14 protein-coding genes are annotated in these 14,998 nt (G+C 70.9%); 6 read left to right on the top strand and 8 right to left on the bottom strand.

All coding sequences use genetic code 11. The features are described from left to right. Position 1 precedes the first annotated feature (1 nt). The 3 genes from ACFPJ4_RS07350 (at position 2) to ACFPJ4_RS07340 (ending at position 2,545) form a co-directional block, all read left to right on the top strand. Positions 2-1,216 (top strand): sensor histidine kinase, encoded by a 1,215-nt coding sequence (locus ACFPJ4_RS07350; RefSeq protein ID WP_386739711.1) that lies wholly within the window; start codon positions 2-4, stop codon positions 1,214-1,216. Continuing rightward, positions 1,213-1,896, top strand: a complete 684-nt coding sequence (locus tag ACFPJ4_RS07345) for a response regulator (protein ID WP_386739710.1) — start codon at positions 1,213-1,215, stop codon at positions 1,894-1,896. The genes ACFPJ4_RS07350 and ACFPJ4_RS07345 overlap by 4 nt, the downstream gene beginning before the upstream one ends. An 88-nt stretch (positions 1,897-1,984) precedes the next feature. Further along, positions 1,985-2,545: an OsmC family protein gene (locus tag ACFPJ4_RS07340; RefSeq protein ID WP_386739709.1), complete on the top strand. Its 561-nt coding sequence runs from the start codon at positions 1,985-1,987 to the stop codon at positions 2,543-2,545. Positions 2,546-2,557: 12 nt separating this feature from the next. Here the strand turns inward: ACFPJ4_RS07340 and ACFPJ4_RS07335 are convergent, their stop codons facing one another. Beyond that, positions 2,558-3,370, bottom strand: a complete 813-nt coding sequence (locus ACFPJ4_RS07335) for an ArsR/SmtB family transcription factor (protein WP_386739708.1) — start codon at positions 3,368-3,370, stop codon at positions 2,558-2,560. Positions 3,371-3,458: 88 nt separating this feature from the next. Next, on the bottom strand, positions 3,459-4,247 hold the full coding sequence (locus ACFPJ4_RS07330; RefSeq protein WP_386739707.1) for an alpha/beta fold hydrolase: 789 nt from the start codon (positions 4,245-4,247) through the stop codon (positions 3,459-3,461). 29 nt (positions 4,248-4,276) lie between these two features. Here ACFPJ4_RS07330 and ACFPJ4_RS07325 point away from each other — a divergent pair, with 29 nt between their 5' ends. After that, positions 4,277-5,914 (top strand): acyl-CoA dehydrogenase family protein, encoded by a 1,638-nt coding sequence (locus ACFPJ4_RS07325; protein ID WP_386739706.1) that lies wholly within the window; start codon positions 4,277-4,279, stop codon positions 5,912-5,914. 55 nt (positions 5,915-5,969) lie between these two features. Continuing rightward, a complete protein-coding gene (locus tag ACFPJ4_RS07320; RefSeq protein ID WP_386739705.1) occupies positions 5,970-6,770 on the top strand; it encodes an SDR family NAD(P)-dependent oxidoreductase in 801 nt (266 codons plus the stop codon). Positions 6,771-6,780: 10 nt separating this feature from the next. Here ACFPJ4_RS07320 and ACFPJ4_RS07315 read toward each other — a convergent pair whose 3' ends face one another. The 4 genes from ACFPJ4_RS07315 to ACFPJ4_RS07300 form a co-directional block, all read right to left on the bottom strand. Next, positions 6,781-7,755 carry an NYN domain-containing protein gene (locus ACFPJ4_RS07315; protein WP_386739704.1) on the bottom strand — a complete coding sequence of 325 codons (975 nt, stop codon included), beginning with the start codon at positions 7,753-7,755 and terminating at the stop codon, positions 6,781-6,783. Between the two features lie 22 nt (positions 7,756-7,777). Further along, positions 7,778-8,338 (bottom strand): dihydrofolate reductase family protein, encoded by a 561-nt coding sequence (locus ACFPJ4_RS07310; RefSeq protein WP_386739703.1) that lies wholly within the window; start codon positions 8,336-8,338, stop codon positions 7,778-7,780. Between the two features lie 63 nt (positions 8,339-8,401). Then, positions 8,402-9,610 carry a mannosyltransferase family protein gene (locus ACFPJ4_RS07305; protein WP_386739702.1) on the bottom strand — a complete coding sequence of 403 codons (1,209 nt, stop codon included), beginning with the start codon at positions 9,608-9,610 and terminating at the stop codon, positions 8,402-8,404. A 148-nt stretch (positions 9,611-9,758) separates the two neighbouring features. Further along, positions 9,759-10,541, bottom strand: a complete 783-nt coding sequence (locus ACFPJ4_RS07300) for an alpha/beta fold hydrolase (RefSeq protein ID WP_386739701.1) — start codon at positions 10,539-10,541, stop codon at positions 9,759-9,761. 73 nt (positions 10,542-10,614) lie between these two features. Here ACFPJ4_RS07300 and ACFPJ4_RS07295 point away from each other — a divergent pair, with 73 nt between their 5' ends. Continuing rightward, positions 10,615-12,261 carry a Na+/H+ antiporter gene (locus ACFPJ4_RS07295; protein WP_386739700.1) on the top strand — a complete coding sequence of 549 codons (1,647 nt, stop codon included), beginning with the start codon at positions 10,615-10,617 and terminating at the stop codon, positions 12,259-12,261. Positions 12,262-12,274: 13 nt separating this feature from the next. Here the strand turns inward: ACFPJ4_RS07295 and ACFPJ4_RS07290 are convergent, their stop codons facing one another. Beyond that, a complete protein-coding gene (locus ACFPJ4_RS07290) occupies positions 12,275-14,392 on the bottom strand; it encodes a nuclease-related domain-containing DEAD/DEAH box helicase (RefSeq protein ID WP_386739699.1) in 2,118 nt (705 codons plus the stop codon). Positions 14,393-14,516: 124 nt separating this feature from the next. Further along, on the bottom strand, positions 14,517-14,996 hold the full coding sequence (locus tag ACFPJ4_RS07285) for a KTSC domain-containing protein (RefSeq protein ID WP_386739698.1): 480 nt from the start codon (positions 14,994-14,996) through the stop codon (positions 14,517-14,519). Positions 14,997-14,998: the final 2 nt, after the last annotated feature.

Raw genomic sequence — 14,998 nt, 5'->3', positions numbered from 1 at the left:
CATGGTCGCCACGAGGCTTCCCCGTCGCCGCGAGGCCTGGCTGCGCATCGCAGCCGGGTCCGCGGCGATCGTGCTGCTGGTGGTCTCGATGACCCTGGGGGCGACCCTCTACGGCGGAACCCTGCTCGTCCTGTTCGTCGGGGTGCTCGCCCAGGTATCGGCCCTGCCGCTCGCGCTGATCCGTCCCTGGGTGGCGGCGCCCCTCTCGGTCGTGGGTGCTCTGCTCGTCATGGCGTCGGCGCACGCCGGCGGCGGGCCGTGGCCGTGGGCGGTCACGACGATGATCACCCAGGCGTTCGTGCTCGCCGTGCTCGGCTATCGTGCGCGCTGGCCGCTCGGCGGCGGCACCCTCGTCGTCGTCGTGCTCCTCTCCGGGGTGCTGGCCCCGATCGTCGACCGGAGCCGCGATCAGCAGGCGGTCGCCACGGATCTGGTGGTCTTCGCCTCGATCGGCCTCACCGCGCTGGCGGCCGGGATCGCGGCGCGGGAGTGGCAGGCGGTGCGGCGGCAACTGGCGCGCGAGCGGCGCCTGACCGAGGAGGAGCGGGCCCGTCGGTTGCTGGCGGAGGAGAAGACCCGCATCGCGCGCGAGTTGCACGACGTGATCGCGCACAGCATGTCGATCATCGCGGTGCAGGCGACGAGCGCGCCGTTCCGGCATCCGGGGGTCGACGCCGGGTTGCGTCAGGAGTTCGACGAGATCGCCACCCTCAGCCGCAGCGCGCTGACCGAGATGCGGTCGCTGCTGGGCGTGCTGCGCGATCCCGACGCTCCCGGGGCTCGCACCCCCCTGCCGCGCCTCTCGGGCATCGCCGAGCTGGTGACCCAGTCGCAGCGTTCGGGGCTGGCGGTCACCCTGATCGGCACCGAGGACCTGCGCGACGAGGGAGTGGACGAGGCGGTCGGTCTGAGCGCCTATCGCATCGTGCAGGAGGCGCTGAGCAACGTGATCCGGCACGCCCACGGCGCGCCGGTCGAGGTGCGGGTGCACCGCAACGACGAGCTCGACGTGCTCGTGCGCAATGGAGCGCCCGACGCCGACCGGGCGACGAACGGCGTCGTCGACGCCTCCGCGGGCAGCGGGCTGCTCGGCATGCGCGAGCGCGCGGCGAGCGTCGGGGGCACCCTCGCCTTCGGCCCGACCGCCGACGGCGGCTACGAGGTGCGCGCGATGTTGCCCCTGCACCCGCCGCAGGTGCCGCTGGAGGACGCATGAGCATCCGGGTGATCGTCGCCGACGACCAGGCCATGGTGCGGGCCGGCTTCGTCGCGCTGCTCAACGCGACCGACGACATCGAGGTCGTGGGCGAGGCCGCCGACGGCCAGCAGGCGGTCGAACTCGCGCGCGCGGTGCGGCCCGACGTGGTGCTGATGGACGTCCGGATGCCGCGGCTCGACGGCATCGAGGCGACCCGGCGCCTGCTCGCCGAGCCGCGTGAGCCGCAGGCGGCCGACGTCGGAGCGCGACCGCGCATCCTGATGCTGACGACCTTCGACATCGACGAGTACGTCTACGAGGCGATCCGCGCCGGCGCCAGCGGCTTCCTGCTCAAGGACGCGCTGCCCGCCGACCTCGCCGACGCCGTGCGGGTGGTGGCGCGCGGCGACGCACTGCTCGACCCGCAGGTGACGAGACGGGTCATCGAGCACTTCGTGCGCGCGACCATGCCGCGAGCGGAATCCTTCTCGCTCGAGGCTCTCACCCCACGCGAGCGGGACGTGCTCGCCCTCGTCGCACGCGGCCTCTCGAATCGCGAGATCGCCGACGAGCTCGTCGTCGCCGAGCAGACCGTGAAGAGCCACGTCAGCCGAATCTTCGGCAAGCTCGGCGTGCGCGATCGCGCCCAGGCGGTCGTCGCCGCCTATGAGTCGGGTCTGGTCGTGCCGCGGGACTGAACGGCGATGTTGCGTTCTATGACGCCATATCTCGCCCCGTGACGCCTCGGTTCGACACCCGGTTGCATCGGCAAATACCGTCAGGGGCATGACTTTTCTCGACACCGTCGCCGCTCCCACCGTCCCGCCCGTCACCGCCGAGGAACGCGCCGCGCGTCTGCTCGAGGCCGGCACCGCGTGGAACACCCGCATCGCCGCCGATGTGAAGAACGCCCGCCTCACCTACAAGGTCTCGGGCGAGGGGCAGGGTGCCGTGGCATCCGAGATCCGTGCCGGCAAGCACCGCTTCTTCGTCGACGAGCCCGGAGCCCTGGCCGGCGATGACATCGCCGCGAGCCCGGTCGAGGTCGCGCTCGGAGCGCTCATCTCGTGCCAGATCGTCGTCTACCGTCTGTACGCGAACGCGCTCGGCATCCAGGTCGATGACATCACGATCAACGCCGAGGGCGACCTCGACGCGCAGCGCCTGTTCGGCATCGACGAGACCGTGCGCGCCGGCTTCACCGACGTGCGCCTCGACATCCGCATCAGCGGACCCGAGACCGCGGAGCGCTACGAGGAGCTGCGCGCCGTCGTCGACGCGCACTGCCCCGTGCTCGACCTGTTCGCCAACCCGACGCCGGTCTCGGCGACGGTGTCGAAGGCGTAACCCGCCGGGTCGTCAGACCCGCGCCCGGGCGCGGAACGACACCGCCGTCACGTCGCCGGTCTCGAGCATGGTCTTGAGCCGCGAGATGACGATCGGCCAGCCGCCGCTGATGCTGTGGATGACCTCGCTGCCCTCGGGGAAGCCCTCGTGCAGCACGGTGAGCTTGGTTCCGTCGGCGGTCGGCTCGAGGGTGAAGGTGGCGTGCGAGCGCGGTTCGGTGCGCATGCGGCCGCCCTTGTCGGCATCCATCCCGATCGCCTCGACGAGTTCGGGCGTGAACTGGTGCCAGGTGTACGACAGGCGGGTGTACGGCTCGTACTCGAGCACCTTCTGCTCGGGGTCGTCGATGATGACGCCGTCGTTGTCCCAGATCATGTGCGAGCCGGGCGTCCAGTCGGTGTCGAAGGTGAGATTCCAGTAGCGCCGGGTGAAGGCGGGGTCGGTGATCGCCTGCCACACCTTCTCGGGCGGGGCCGTGATGTAGCTCGTGTAGACGAAGGTCGGTTCGGTCATGGGGTGCTCCAATGCTGTCTTGAGATCGGCGAGCGCCTGTGCGCGCGGTCGGTCGTACCTGCTGATCCATCGGTCGGCGATGGCGTTGATGGGTGCGGCATCGAGGTAGTGCAGCTTCTCGCGACCGCGCCGAAGGGTCGTCACCAGCCCGGCCGTCTCGAGCACCGCCAGGTGCTTGCTGACCGCCTGGCGGCTCATGTCCAGCCCCTCGCACAGCTCGGCCAGGGTCTGACCGTTGCGCGCGTTGAGCCGGTCGAGCAGCTCCCGCCGGCTCGCGTCTGCCAGGGCCTTGAACGCCTCATCCGTTGCCATCGAGATTAGGCAACCATATGGTTGCGTATTAAGTCAAGACTCCTGAACCACTCGACTCCTGGCCCACTCGGGCGAGCCAGGACAGCGCCTACTCGTCGAGGAAGGCGAGCAGCCAGGGAACCGTGCGCCTGACCGCCGCGGTGTCGCCGCCGAACGAGCCGCGCTCGCCGAGGTAGTCGCCGTGATTGCCGGGCACGACCATCAGCCGGGCGTCGGGGATCGAGCGGCTCAGACGCAGCGCCCCCTCCACGGTGACCACGTCGCGGTCGGCGATCACGACGAGGGTCGGGGCCGAAATCGCCGCGAGGGCCTCCTCGGAGAGGTCGGGCGAGGTCAGCATCCGCCGGCTGTCGATGTCGAAGAGGCGCTGCAGGTGCGCGGGGTCGCCGTCGTTGAGCGCGAGGTCGGCATCCCGATACACCTGCGGCATGCCGGCCAGAGTGGCCTCGCCGAGCATCTGCCAGAACCCGTCGATCATGTCGTCACGGCGGGCGAAGCCGGATGCCACGATCAGGCGGCCCACCAGTTGCGGATGCCGCACCGCCAGCGCCAGCGCCACCCGGCCGCCCGAGCTGAAGCCCAGCACGTCGACCGGGCCGAGGCCCAGCTGCGTCAGCGTCGCCGCCACGTCGTCGGCGCTCAGCTCGGGGGTGAGTTCCCGGTCGATCGGCTGGGTGCGGCCGTGCCCCTGCTCCTCGACGGCGATCACCTGACGACTCGGCGTGACCAGCGGGATGAGGTGCTCCCAGTTGGTCTGGATCGTCGCGCCGCCGCCGTGGATGAGCAGCAGCGGACGGGTGCCGGGTACGGGCTCGCCGTGCAGTTCGTAGTACATGCGGAGCTCGCCGCTGCTCGCGAAGCCGGTCTCGATCGTCATGCCCCGACGCTAACAACTACCCTCGGAGGATGGCCACGCACGACGTGTTCAACCAGGCTCCGCCGCGCGTCGACGTCGACGAGTTCGGCAGCAACACCGCGCTGCGCGAGGGGGTCGAGCGCTACGAGGCGGCCTGGGCGCTGCCGGCGCTCGAGCGGGTCGGGCGGTACGTGGGCACCGCGGAGTTCCAGCACGACGCCGAGCGCGCCAACGTGCGCGAGCCGCGGCTCGTCAGCCACGACCGGCACGGCCACCGGGTCGACGAGGTCGAGTACGACGAGTCGTATCACCGCGTCATCCGTGCCGCCGTGGCCGAGGGGGCGCACACGAGCGCCTGGGCCGATCCGAGACCCGGGGCCAACGTCGCCCGCGCCGCGACCTTCATGCTCTTCGCGCAGATCGAGCCCGGTCACGCCTGTCCGGTGTCGATGACGCACGCCGCCGTGCCGGTCGTGGCGCAGAACTCGACGCTCGCCGCCGAGTGGATGCCGCGGCTGCTGAGCCGCGAGTACGACCCGACCCTGCACCCCGGCAAGTCGAGCGCGCTGTTCGGCATGGCGATGACCGAGAAGCAGGGTGGATCCGACGTGCGGGCCAACACGACGCGTGCCGTGGCATCCGGTGAGGGCGACGGCAGCTACCGGCTGACCGGCCACAAGTGGTTCTGCAGCGCGCCGATGAGCGACGGATTCCTCGTGCTGGCGCAGACCGCGGCCGGGCTCAGCTGCTTCCTCGTGCCGCGGATGCTCGAGGGTCGTGGCGACGACGCGCGCAACCCCTTCCGCATCGAGCGGCTCAAAGACAAGCTCGGCAATCGCGCCAACGCCTCGAGCGAGATCGAACTCGACGACACGGCCGGCCATCTGATCGGAGAGGAGGGCAGAGGCGTGCGCACGATCATCGAGATGGTCGCGCGCACCCGTCTCGACTGCATCTACGGCACCGCCGCGGGCATGCGTCAGGCGACCGCGGAGGCGCTCTGGCACGTGCGCCACCGCGCTGCCTTCGGCGCCCTGCTGATCGACCAGCCGGCGATGACCGCGGTCGTGGCCGATCTCGCCCTCGAGACGGAGGCGGCCACCGCCACCGCGCTGCGGCTCGCCCGCGCGCACGACGCCGACGCCTCCGATACCGAGCTCGCCTTCCGCCGGCTGGCTACCGCGGTCGCGAAGTACTGGATCTGCAAGCGCGGCCCGAACCACGCCTACGAGGCCCTCGAATGCCTCGGCGGCAACGGCTACACCGAGGCGTTCCCGCTCGCGCGGCGCTACCGCGAGCAGCCGGTGCTCGCGGTCTGGGAGGGCTCGGGCAACGTCATCGCGCTCGACGTGCTGCGGGCGCTCGCGCGCGAGCCGCAGAGCGTCGAGGCGTTCGACGCCGAGGTCGCGCTCGCGGTGGGGGAGCATCCGGAGTTCGACGCGCACCTCGCCGCGACCCGGCGCCGGCTCGCCGAGGTCGCGGCGATGGGCGAAGCGGAGGCCGCGGCATCCGCCCGCTCCCTGGTCGCGAACCTCGCCCTCAGCCTGCAGGCCTCGCTGCTGCTGCGAACGGCGCCGGCCGCCGTCTCGCACGCCTTCGTCGCGTCGCGTCTCGGTGCCGCGCGCGGCCAGCTCTACGGTGAACTGCCGCGCGGAACGGATGTCGCGGCGATCGTCGCCCGGTCGTGAAGGTCTTCGGCCCCGCCCCTGCCCGCCTGCCGGCCCCGCCGCTTAGGCTCGACGGGTGATCATCGTGCTGACCGGCGCCAGTTCCGGAATCGGACGGGCGGCCGCCCTCGCCCTCGCCGAACAGGGCCACGAACTGGCGATCGTGGGCCGCAACCCGTTCCGCACCCACGAGGTGGCGCGCGAGACCGGCGGCACGGCGTTCCTGGCCGACTTCGACAAGCTCGCCGACGTGCGCCAGCTCGCCCGCGAACTGCTCGCCACCTACCCGCGCATCGACGCCCTCGGCAACAACGCGGGCGGCATCCTGGCTCATCGCGCCCTCAGCGCGGATGGGGTGGAGCGCACCTGGCAGCACAACGTGCTCGCTCCCTTCGTGCTCACCACCTCGCTCATGCCGCGGCTCGTCGAGAGCCGGGCGCGCGTCGTGTTCACGGGGAGCGAGGCCAACCGCTGGGGAGCGGTGGATGTCACCAACCCCGGCCGCGACGGCAAGCTCTGGCTGCGCGGCATGCCGGCCTACGGGGCGGCGAAGCGCGCCGACATCATGCTCGCGCGGGAACTCGCCCGCCGCGAGCCGGCGATCTCGAGCTTCGCCTTCCACCCCGGTGCGGTCGCGACCGGTTTCGCCGGGCTCGATCGGAGCCCGCTCGCACCGCTGATCCGGCGGGTCATCCGCACGCCCGAGCGCGGGGCGGCCACGCTGATCGGCCTGCTCGACGGAACGCTGGAGGCGCCATCCGGCACCTACTTCGTCGACGAGCGCCGCGATACCGGCCTCGCCGCCCAGGCGCTCGACCCGGCCGAGTGCGCGAAGCTCTGGGACGCGCTCGAGGTGCAGGCGGCCGCGCTGGCCTGAGCGCCTCGGCTCAGCCCTGCTCCGACCCGTCGCCGCGCAGCCGCAGCCGCGGCTGGTTCGTGGGGGCGTCCTCCTTGACCTCGACGACGTCGGAGCGCGAGTCGACGAAGGCCGTGAACGACTTGTAGCCGAGCGACTTCTCCTTGAACGAGGAGTCCATGCGCAGCATCTGGTTCTTCACCTGCGAGTTGCCTGCCCAGTCCTCGTCGCCGCGGCTCTCGACGATGCGCAAGGCCCGCACCAGCAGATCGGTTGCGGCCTGCTGGCTGAGGTGGGCATCCGGCTCGTTCTCGCGCTCGTTCTCGGCCTCGGGCTCGGCCGGGGCGGCCTCGGGAGCGGATGCGGCGCTCGCCGTCTGCGCCGCGCTCGCCCGCGAGCTGCGCCGCTTGGGCGGCGTCGTGGCCGGACCGGGCTCGCGCTTCGGCGCCGGCGTCACCCCGGGCAACTCGTCGTAGTCGGTGAACTCGTCGCACGCCGCCATGAGCGCGCGGCTCGTCGCGCCGGCGACGCCGATGCCGATCACGGTGCGGCCGAGTCGCTTGCTGGCCTGGGCGAGGGCGATGTAGTCCGAGTCGCCGGCGACCAGCACGACGTGCGTCAGGTCGGGCAGGCGGTACAGCTCTTCGATCACATCGACCGCCAGCCGGATGTCGGCCCCGTTCTTGCCCCCGGAGGTCACCTGGAACAACTGGGCCAGATCCACCGCCCGGTTGATCAGCTGGCGCTGGTAGCTCGAGTTGGCGGGCGCCGACCAGTCGGCGTAGGCACGGCTGACGGCGATCGTGCCGAATGAGCTGGCGTAGTCGAGGATGGCGCCGATGTCGACCTTCGCCTGCTCGAGGCGCTCCTTCATGGCATCCGGGTCGGTGGCGCGGGAGCGGTCGCGCATGAAGTCACCGCGACCGAACAGCTGGTCGTAGCGCGAGATCACCACGTTGTCGAAGTCGATGTAGACGCCGACGCGGGAATCTGTGGGCTCAGGCATGGGGCGAGCCTAATGCGCGTCGTCAGTGCACGACCCGGTAGCGCAGGAAGACGACCCCGTTTTCGAACACGTGCTGCTGCACGAGTTCGAGGTCGAGCCTCTGGTGCTCGGGCAGCAGCCGGGTGCCGCCGCCGACGACGACCGGATGCAGGAGCATGCGCACCTCATCGACGAGTCCGGCCGCGAAAGCGTGGGCCGCCAGGTGCGACCCCCCGATGCTGACGTCACGGTCGGACCGGCTCACCAGATCGCGCACGACGGCGGGGTCGAAGACCCGCTCGATGCGGGTGTGCTCGGTCGCAACGGCATCGAGCGTCGTCGAGTAGACGATCTTCTCGGCGGCCTGCCAGAGCTCGGCGTAGTCGCTCATGACCGCCGACTCGGCCGCCTCGGGTCCGGGAGTCTCCCAGTACAGCATCGTGTCGTAGAGCCGTCGCCCGTACAGGTAGGTGCCGATCGAGCGCTCGAGGTCGTTGACGAAGGCGTGCTCCTCGTCGCTCGGCGCGGCCCAGCCGAACTCGCCGTGCTCGTCGTTGACGTAGCCGTCCAGCGAGGTGACCCCTGTGCAGATGAGAATGCCCATGGCTCAACCTTCTGCCGTGGCGGGGCGCGGATCAAGAGGCGGGCGTCCGGCGGGCCCGGATCGCTAGGGCGGGTAGACCACCCAGAGCACGTAGATCGCGATCGGCTGCGACGCGATGAACGCGGCGAGGGTGATCAGCCGGCGTCGCCGCGTGCGCGACAGGCCGGGATGCCCCAGCAGCGGCGAGAGCGGTAACAGCTGACGCAGCAGGCTCTGCGTCGGCAGGAACACCGCCACCAGGTACGCCATGTAGCTCGCGGCGAACGTCCAGAGGTCGGCTCCGTAGACGCGGGTCGAGCGCCGCGTCATCCAGAACCCGATGGCGGCGAGCACCACGGCGACCACGACGTAGCCGATCGGGCCCCAGAGAGCCCCGTAGAACAGGAAGAACGGGGTGAACGGCACGAAGACCACGCGGCCCAGGTACTGCCGCCACCACGACAGCTCGGTGTCGAAGTAGCCGCTCGGGTCGCCCGTCGTGGTCGACACGATGACCGGCCAGGCCAGTGCCGCGGCGACGATGACGGCGATCGCGACGCATCCGGTGATCCATTCCCGGTTCGCGATCGGATGCCGGCGCCACAGCCGATGCAGGCCCTGGAACCCGATCGCCGCCGCCAGTGCGAGGGCACCCGGATGCGTGAACGAGGCGACGAGCGCGAACGGAAGCATCGCGAGGTACCGGCGATGCATCATGAACCAGATCGCGATGAAGAGGAAGCACAGGAAGGTGCTCTCGGCGTAGCCCACCTGCAGGAGGAAGGAGAACGGGCTGAAGGCGAAGAACAGGGCGCCCCAGAGCGCCTGCGTGCGCCGGAACCGGATGAGCAGCACCCGGTGCAGCGCGACCGTCGCGCCCGCGCCGAACAGCACCGCCACCGCGATGCTGGCGAGCTTGAAATCGAGCCCGGTCAGCAGGGTGAGGCCCCTCACGATGACCGGGAAGACCGGGAAGAACGCCCAGGTGCTCTGCTTGACGTCGCCGACCTCGTCGACCGGCAGGGTGCTCGGGTAGCCGTGCAGAGCGATCCGCTCGTACCAGCGGGAGTCCCACGAGCTCAGAAAGCCGAGGAACCCGGGGCCGCCGTCGTAGTGGGCGGTCGACCAGTGCCCGGTCGAGGCGGCCGCCCAGAATACGGCGAGGAACCCGGTCGTGAGCAGCCGGGCCACGAGATAGCCGAGCAGCAGCACGACCGTGACCGGGACGGCCCGACCGCGAAAGCGCAGGCTCAGCAGCCGGGATCCGACCCCGTTCGCGACGGCATTCGTCACGTGGGCTCCGCTCGGTCGGGGATGGGGCGGGGTGTCTTTTCGAGAAGGGGGAAGGTACGCAGAGTTGAGCGTTCCCACGATCTTGCCATGCCCGCGATCCCGTCCCGCGCCGCGCCGCGCGCACGCCGAGGCGACGGGGGTCGTCGGCTCAGCGCCGCACGAGGAAGGCGCTCGCCGCCTCCCGGAACGCCTTCGAGGTCGGAGCGTTGAAGTGGTTGCGGCCCGGGATCTCGAAGAACTCGCCGTGCGGTGCGGCGGCGGCCAGCGTGCGGGAGGCCTCGACGATCGGATCCTCGCTGCCGGTCGCGAACAGGGCCGGTTGTCGTGGCGGGTTCGCCGGATCCGGCTGGTCGCCTCCGCGCATCCCCTCGACCAGGCTCAGCAGCGCATGCAGGTCATTGCCCGGGATGCCGGCGGCCATCTGCACGTAGGTCATCGTCAACGGGTCGTCGAGGGCCGGGCCGCCACCGAGATAGGCGCGAGCCTCGTCGACGCGGAACCGGGTGAGCGGGTCGCCGCCGGGGATGCCGCCGAGCACGACCCGCGAGATGCGCTCGGGCAGTTCCAGGGCGGCGTGCCAGCCCACGCGGGCGCCGAGCGAGTACCCCACGAGGGCGAACTCGTCGACGAGGTGGGTGTCGACGACGGTCAGCACATCCGTGACGAGGGTCGCCATCGTGTAGGCGGCGGGGTCGTGCGGTTTGCCGCTCGCGCCGTGTCCGCGCTGATCGAGAGCGAGCACCCGGAATCCGGATCGGGTGAGCTCGCGGGTCCACCCCGTCAGATGCCAGTTGGTGAGCGCCGACGAGGCGAAACCGTGCACGGCCACGACGACCGGGGCATCCGGGTCGCCCCATTCGTAGGTGGCCAGCGCGACGCCGTCGGGCGCCATCACGAGTCGGGGCGACGGCGCATCGGGGAGCAGGGCCACGTGACCAGGCTAGCCTGCGCCGCCGCCCGTCCCGCGGCCGCACGGCGAGCGATTCCCTGACTACTCTGACCGTATGCTCAGCCTCGCCGCCCCGGGCCCGACGACCCTGGCATCGATCACCGCGTCGACGGCCTCCGCGCCGCTGGACACCCGGCTCGCCGTGATCTGGGTGGTCGCCTTCGTGCTCGTGACCGTGACGATCACGGGCATCTCGGGGCGGGTGGGGTGGTCGGCGCCGATCGTGCTCGTCGCGGTCGGGGCCGTCGTCTCGTTCATCTCGGCCGTGCCGCGCATCGGCATCGATCCCGAACTCGTGCTCTACGGGGTCATCCCGCCGTTGCTGTTCGCGGCCGCGATCCGCACCTCGTTCCGCGACGTGCGGGCCCGCAACGACAGCATCCTGATGCTCTCGATCGGACTCGTCGCGTTCACGGTCGTCGCGATCGGCTTCGCCGCCTGGATCCTGATGCCCGCCATCGGATTGGCCGCCGCCTTCGCGTTCGGTGCCGTGGTCGCGCCCACCGACGCCGTCGCCGTGACCGCGATCGCCGGACGCATCAACCTGCCCCGGCGCGTCGTCACGATCCTCGAGGGCGAGAGCCTGCTCAACGACGCCACCGCCCTGGTGGCGCTCAACGCCTCGATCGCGGCCATCGTCGCCGTCGTCAACCCCTGGGTCGTGGCCGGGGACTTCGTGATCGCGGTGGTCGGCGGCGTCGCGGTGGGGCTCGCGGTCGGCTGGGTTCTGGCTGCGATCCGCAAACGGCTCCACGCCCCCGTGCTCGACACGAGCCTTTCCCTCATCACGCCGTACCTCGCCTTCATCGCCGCGCAGTCCTTCGGCGGCTCGGGGGTGCTGGCCGTCGTGATCGCGGGGCTGTTCCTGGGCTACCGCTCGCCGAGCATCCAGTCGGCCGAGGCCCGGGTGGCGGAGCGGCTCAACTGGCGCACCATCGACTACCTGCTGCAGAACGCGGTGTTCCTGTTCATCGGCCTGAACCTGTCGGCGATCGTCGAGGGGGCCCTCAAGAACGGCCCTGGCGTCTGGCCGACCGTCGGGATCTGTCTCGGCATCCTTCTCGCCCTCGTCGTGGTGCGTTTCATCTGGGTGTTCGCGATCACCCTGCTCTATCGGCGCGGGCCGCGGTTCCTGCGCTCGCGCGGATGGAGCTGGCGCAACGCCGCGGCCGTGAGCTCGGCCGGAATCCGCGGGGTCGTGACCCTGATCGCCGTGTTCCTGCTTCCCCCCGAGACCCCGCAGCGCTCGTTCCTGCAGTTCCTGGCTTTCGTCGTCGTGGTCGGCACTCTGCTCGAGGGCCTCCTGCTGCCGACGATCATCCGGGCTCTCAAGCTGCCCGCACCGAACTACGACCAAGAGCATCAGGAGCGGTTCGCCTTGATGGCCGAGGCGGAGCAGGCGGGCGTCGACGAGTTGGCGAACCACCTCACGGACAGCGACGAGGAGGAGGTCGTGGAGCGTCTGCGGATGAACTCCGCCTTTCTCGAGGAGGCGATCGCGAATCCGCCCGAGGACGGCCGTGAGCCGAGGTTGGTGGCCTACACCCGCCTGCGCAAGACGATGATCGCGGCGCAGCGCCAGGCCGTGCTGCAGGCACGGCGGGAGGGTCGCTACCAGGAGCCCGCCGTGCTGTCGGTGCTCGCGGCGATCGACGCGGAGGAGACGGCGCTCAAGCTCGCAGCTCCGCGCAAGAAGGCCTGACGCGGCCGTCGGGTCAGGCGACGCCCACCCAGAGGCCGTCGCGCGCCCGCGTCATCGCGACGTAGAGTTCGCGGCGCTGCAGCTCGCGGCGTTCGAGAGCCGCGTCATCCGTGTCGGGAACCAGCCCGGCCTGCACGAGGTGCGGGGGAGTGCGCACGACCAGCACGTCCTTGAACTCGAGGCCCTTGGCGCGCTTGACCGTGCCCACCTTGACGGCGCCCACCGGCCGGCCGTCGTACATCTCGAGCTGCACCGTCGGGATGCCGGCGGCCTCGAGCGCCTGGGCCGCCTCGCGAGCATGCCAGCTGTAGAGGGCGAGCACGCCGATGTCGCCGTACCCGGTCGTGCCCCCGGAGTCGGCCACGATGCGCAGGACCCGCTCGACGAGCGAGCGATCGTGCACTGAGCGCGAGGGGAACACGGTGTAGACCGGCCGGGGACCGTGCCGTACGACCTCGGCCCGTTCGGTGGAGGCCGGCCCGCCCTCGATGTCGATGATCGCGTCGTCGGCGACGAGTGCGGCGGCGAAGTCGGCGATCTCGATCGTGTTGCGGTAGTTGCGCGTGAGCACGACGCCGCGCCCGTTGATCGCGACTCCCGCTTCGGCGAGGGTGTAGCCGCCCGGATAGATCGTCTGCTGTCCGTCACCGACGAGGTTGAGGCCGTCGGGCGCGTCGCCGACCACGGAGTGCAGCATCCGGATCATCGCGCACGACAGATCCTGCGCCTCGTCGACGATCACGGCGCCGTAGCCGGTGAGTGGTGTCTCGGCGAGCGAGCTCTCGGCCTCGAGGATGACATCCTCCCAATCGAGGATGCCGCGCGTCGCGAGCGCCTGCTCGTAGGCCACGTACAGCCGCCACACCTCGGCGCGCAGTTCGCGGCTGAGGGCTCGACGCCGCCCGGTGCGGGGGAGTCCCGCGTAGTCCTCGAAGCGGTTCAGCCCGCGGCCCTTGAGCACGTGGGCGATCTCCTCCTGCCAGTACCCGGGCGCGGAATCGACCTTGCCGAGCGGGCCGCTCTTACCGTCGCGTTCCCAGAGGTCCTTGAAGATGCGGTCGGCGGCGGTCGCGTCGATCACGACGGGGCGCCCGCGTTGGATGAGCACGTCGCGCGCGAAGCTGTGCACGCTGCGGAAGTCGATCCGATCGGCGACGTCGGGTGCGAGGCGCTCGGTGAGGGCCGACATGACCTTGGGCAGCGTGCGCACGAATGTCGTGACGAGCACCCGGCCCTGCATCGTGCGTGCCAGATGCGCCGCACGATGCAGCGCGACGACGGTCTTGCCCGTGCCGGCGGCGCCCCGGATGCGCGAGGGCCCGTTGAAGTTGCGGCGCACGAGCCGGGCCTGCGTCGGGTCGAGGAAGGCCATCCATTCCTCGATCGGCGCCGTGCGCACGCCTTCGAACAGGGCATCCTGGATCTGCTGCGAAGTCAGGGTGTCGATGGTCGCGAGCTCGGGGTGCGCCGCCGTCGCCCGAGCGGCCGTGATCGACGCGGGCAGCACGGGCTCGCGCACCGCCGTGTCGATCAGTTGGATGGGACCGGTCGTCATGGGCGGGAACAGGCGGTCGAGCTCGGTGCGCACACGGGCGATCTGCTCGGCGTTCAGACGGGTTCCGCGTCGCGCGATCTCGGTGACAGCGGCCGCCTCGCCGAGCATCGTCACGCCGAACAGATCGGTGCGGGGAAGAGCCCGGTGGGTGAACACCGCGAGGGCGCGCACCTCGCCGGCGGCGAGTCCGATCTCGGCGAGACCGATCTGCGCCGTGACGACCAGGTCGGCGAGCTTCTCGATCTCGCCCGTGACGTCGTCCTGGTCGCGGAACACCCGCCCGGCTGCGACGGTGACCTCACGCCACGCCTTGGCGTCGACGATGATGACACCCCCGGGCCCGACCAGGATCAGGTCGACGTTGGCGCGCGCCGATCCCGGCCAACGCCGGTCGGCGAGCATGCTGTACCCGAGGGGCTCGAGCTCGATGAGCGTGCGGGCGAGACGGTCCTCACTGGCCGCGGCAGCGGCGAAGTTGCGCGCCATCTGCCCGGCGACGGAGGCCAGGCGGGCGTGCTCGTCCGCGAGCCGACGCTGACGCTCCGCCTCGCTTGCGGCGGAATCCCCCGCTGCCACTGTGTCCCTCTCCCCGACGCTGGATGTCGCGCCCCCCGGCCGTTCGACACCTCCCCTCAGTGTGCCGATCGCCCTCGCGCGCGGGTATCGCGTCTTCGGGTGCCACCTGGACGGGGTGCGTACGTCAGTACTGCTGCCGGGTCGGGTAGTGATCGCTGATGCGACGATTGAAGTAGGCGCCGGGGCTGTCGGCCTCGACGAGGGCGCGATGCACCGAGGCGGGCACCGCGTAGTAGCGGTAGACGTCGCCGCTGCGGAACTCCACCTCGAGTTCGGCCGTGTCGGGGTCGTACCCGACCGCGGCGATCACGCTCGATCGCAGCGGCGATCTGCGGATGAAGGAATCCATCGTCCAGGCGACCTCGTCCAGGAGACCGCCGGAGCCGCGGACCCCGGCGTCGTGCTCGCCGGCGACGCGACCAACCGGAACCCGGAACGTGGCTCCGGCGGTCTGATGAACAGAACCGTACTCGCGCGGGTCGGCCTCGTCCACCCCCTTCAGCGGATGCGAAGCTTGGCGCGATCCTGCGGCCGACTCCGCGACCGACTTCCGGCCGATTGTCGGAACGTGTCGGATCGACGCCCCCTCGATCGTCGTGCTCACGT

The organism is Lysinimonas soli, assembly GCF_042655435.1.
In the GTDB taxonomy this organism is placed as follows: Bacteria; Actinomycetota; Actinomycetes; order Actinomycetales; family Microbacteriaceae; genus Lysinimonas; species Lysinimonas soli.
Note: the sequence above shows the minus strand (reverse complement) of the source record. Positions and strands in the feature narration are given on the sequence as shown.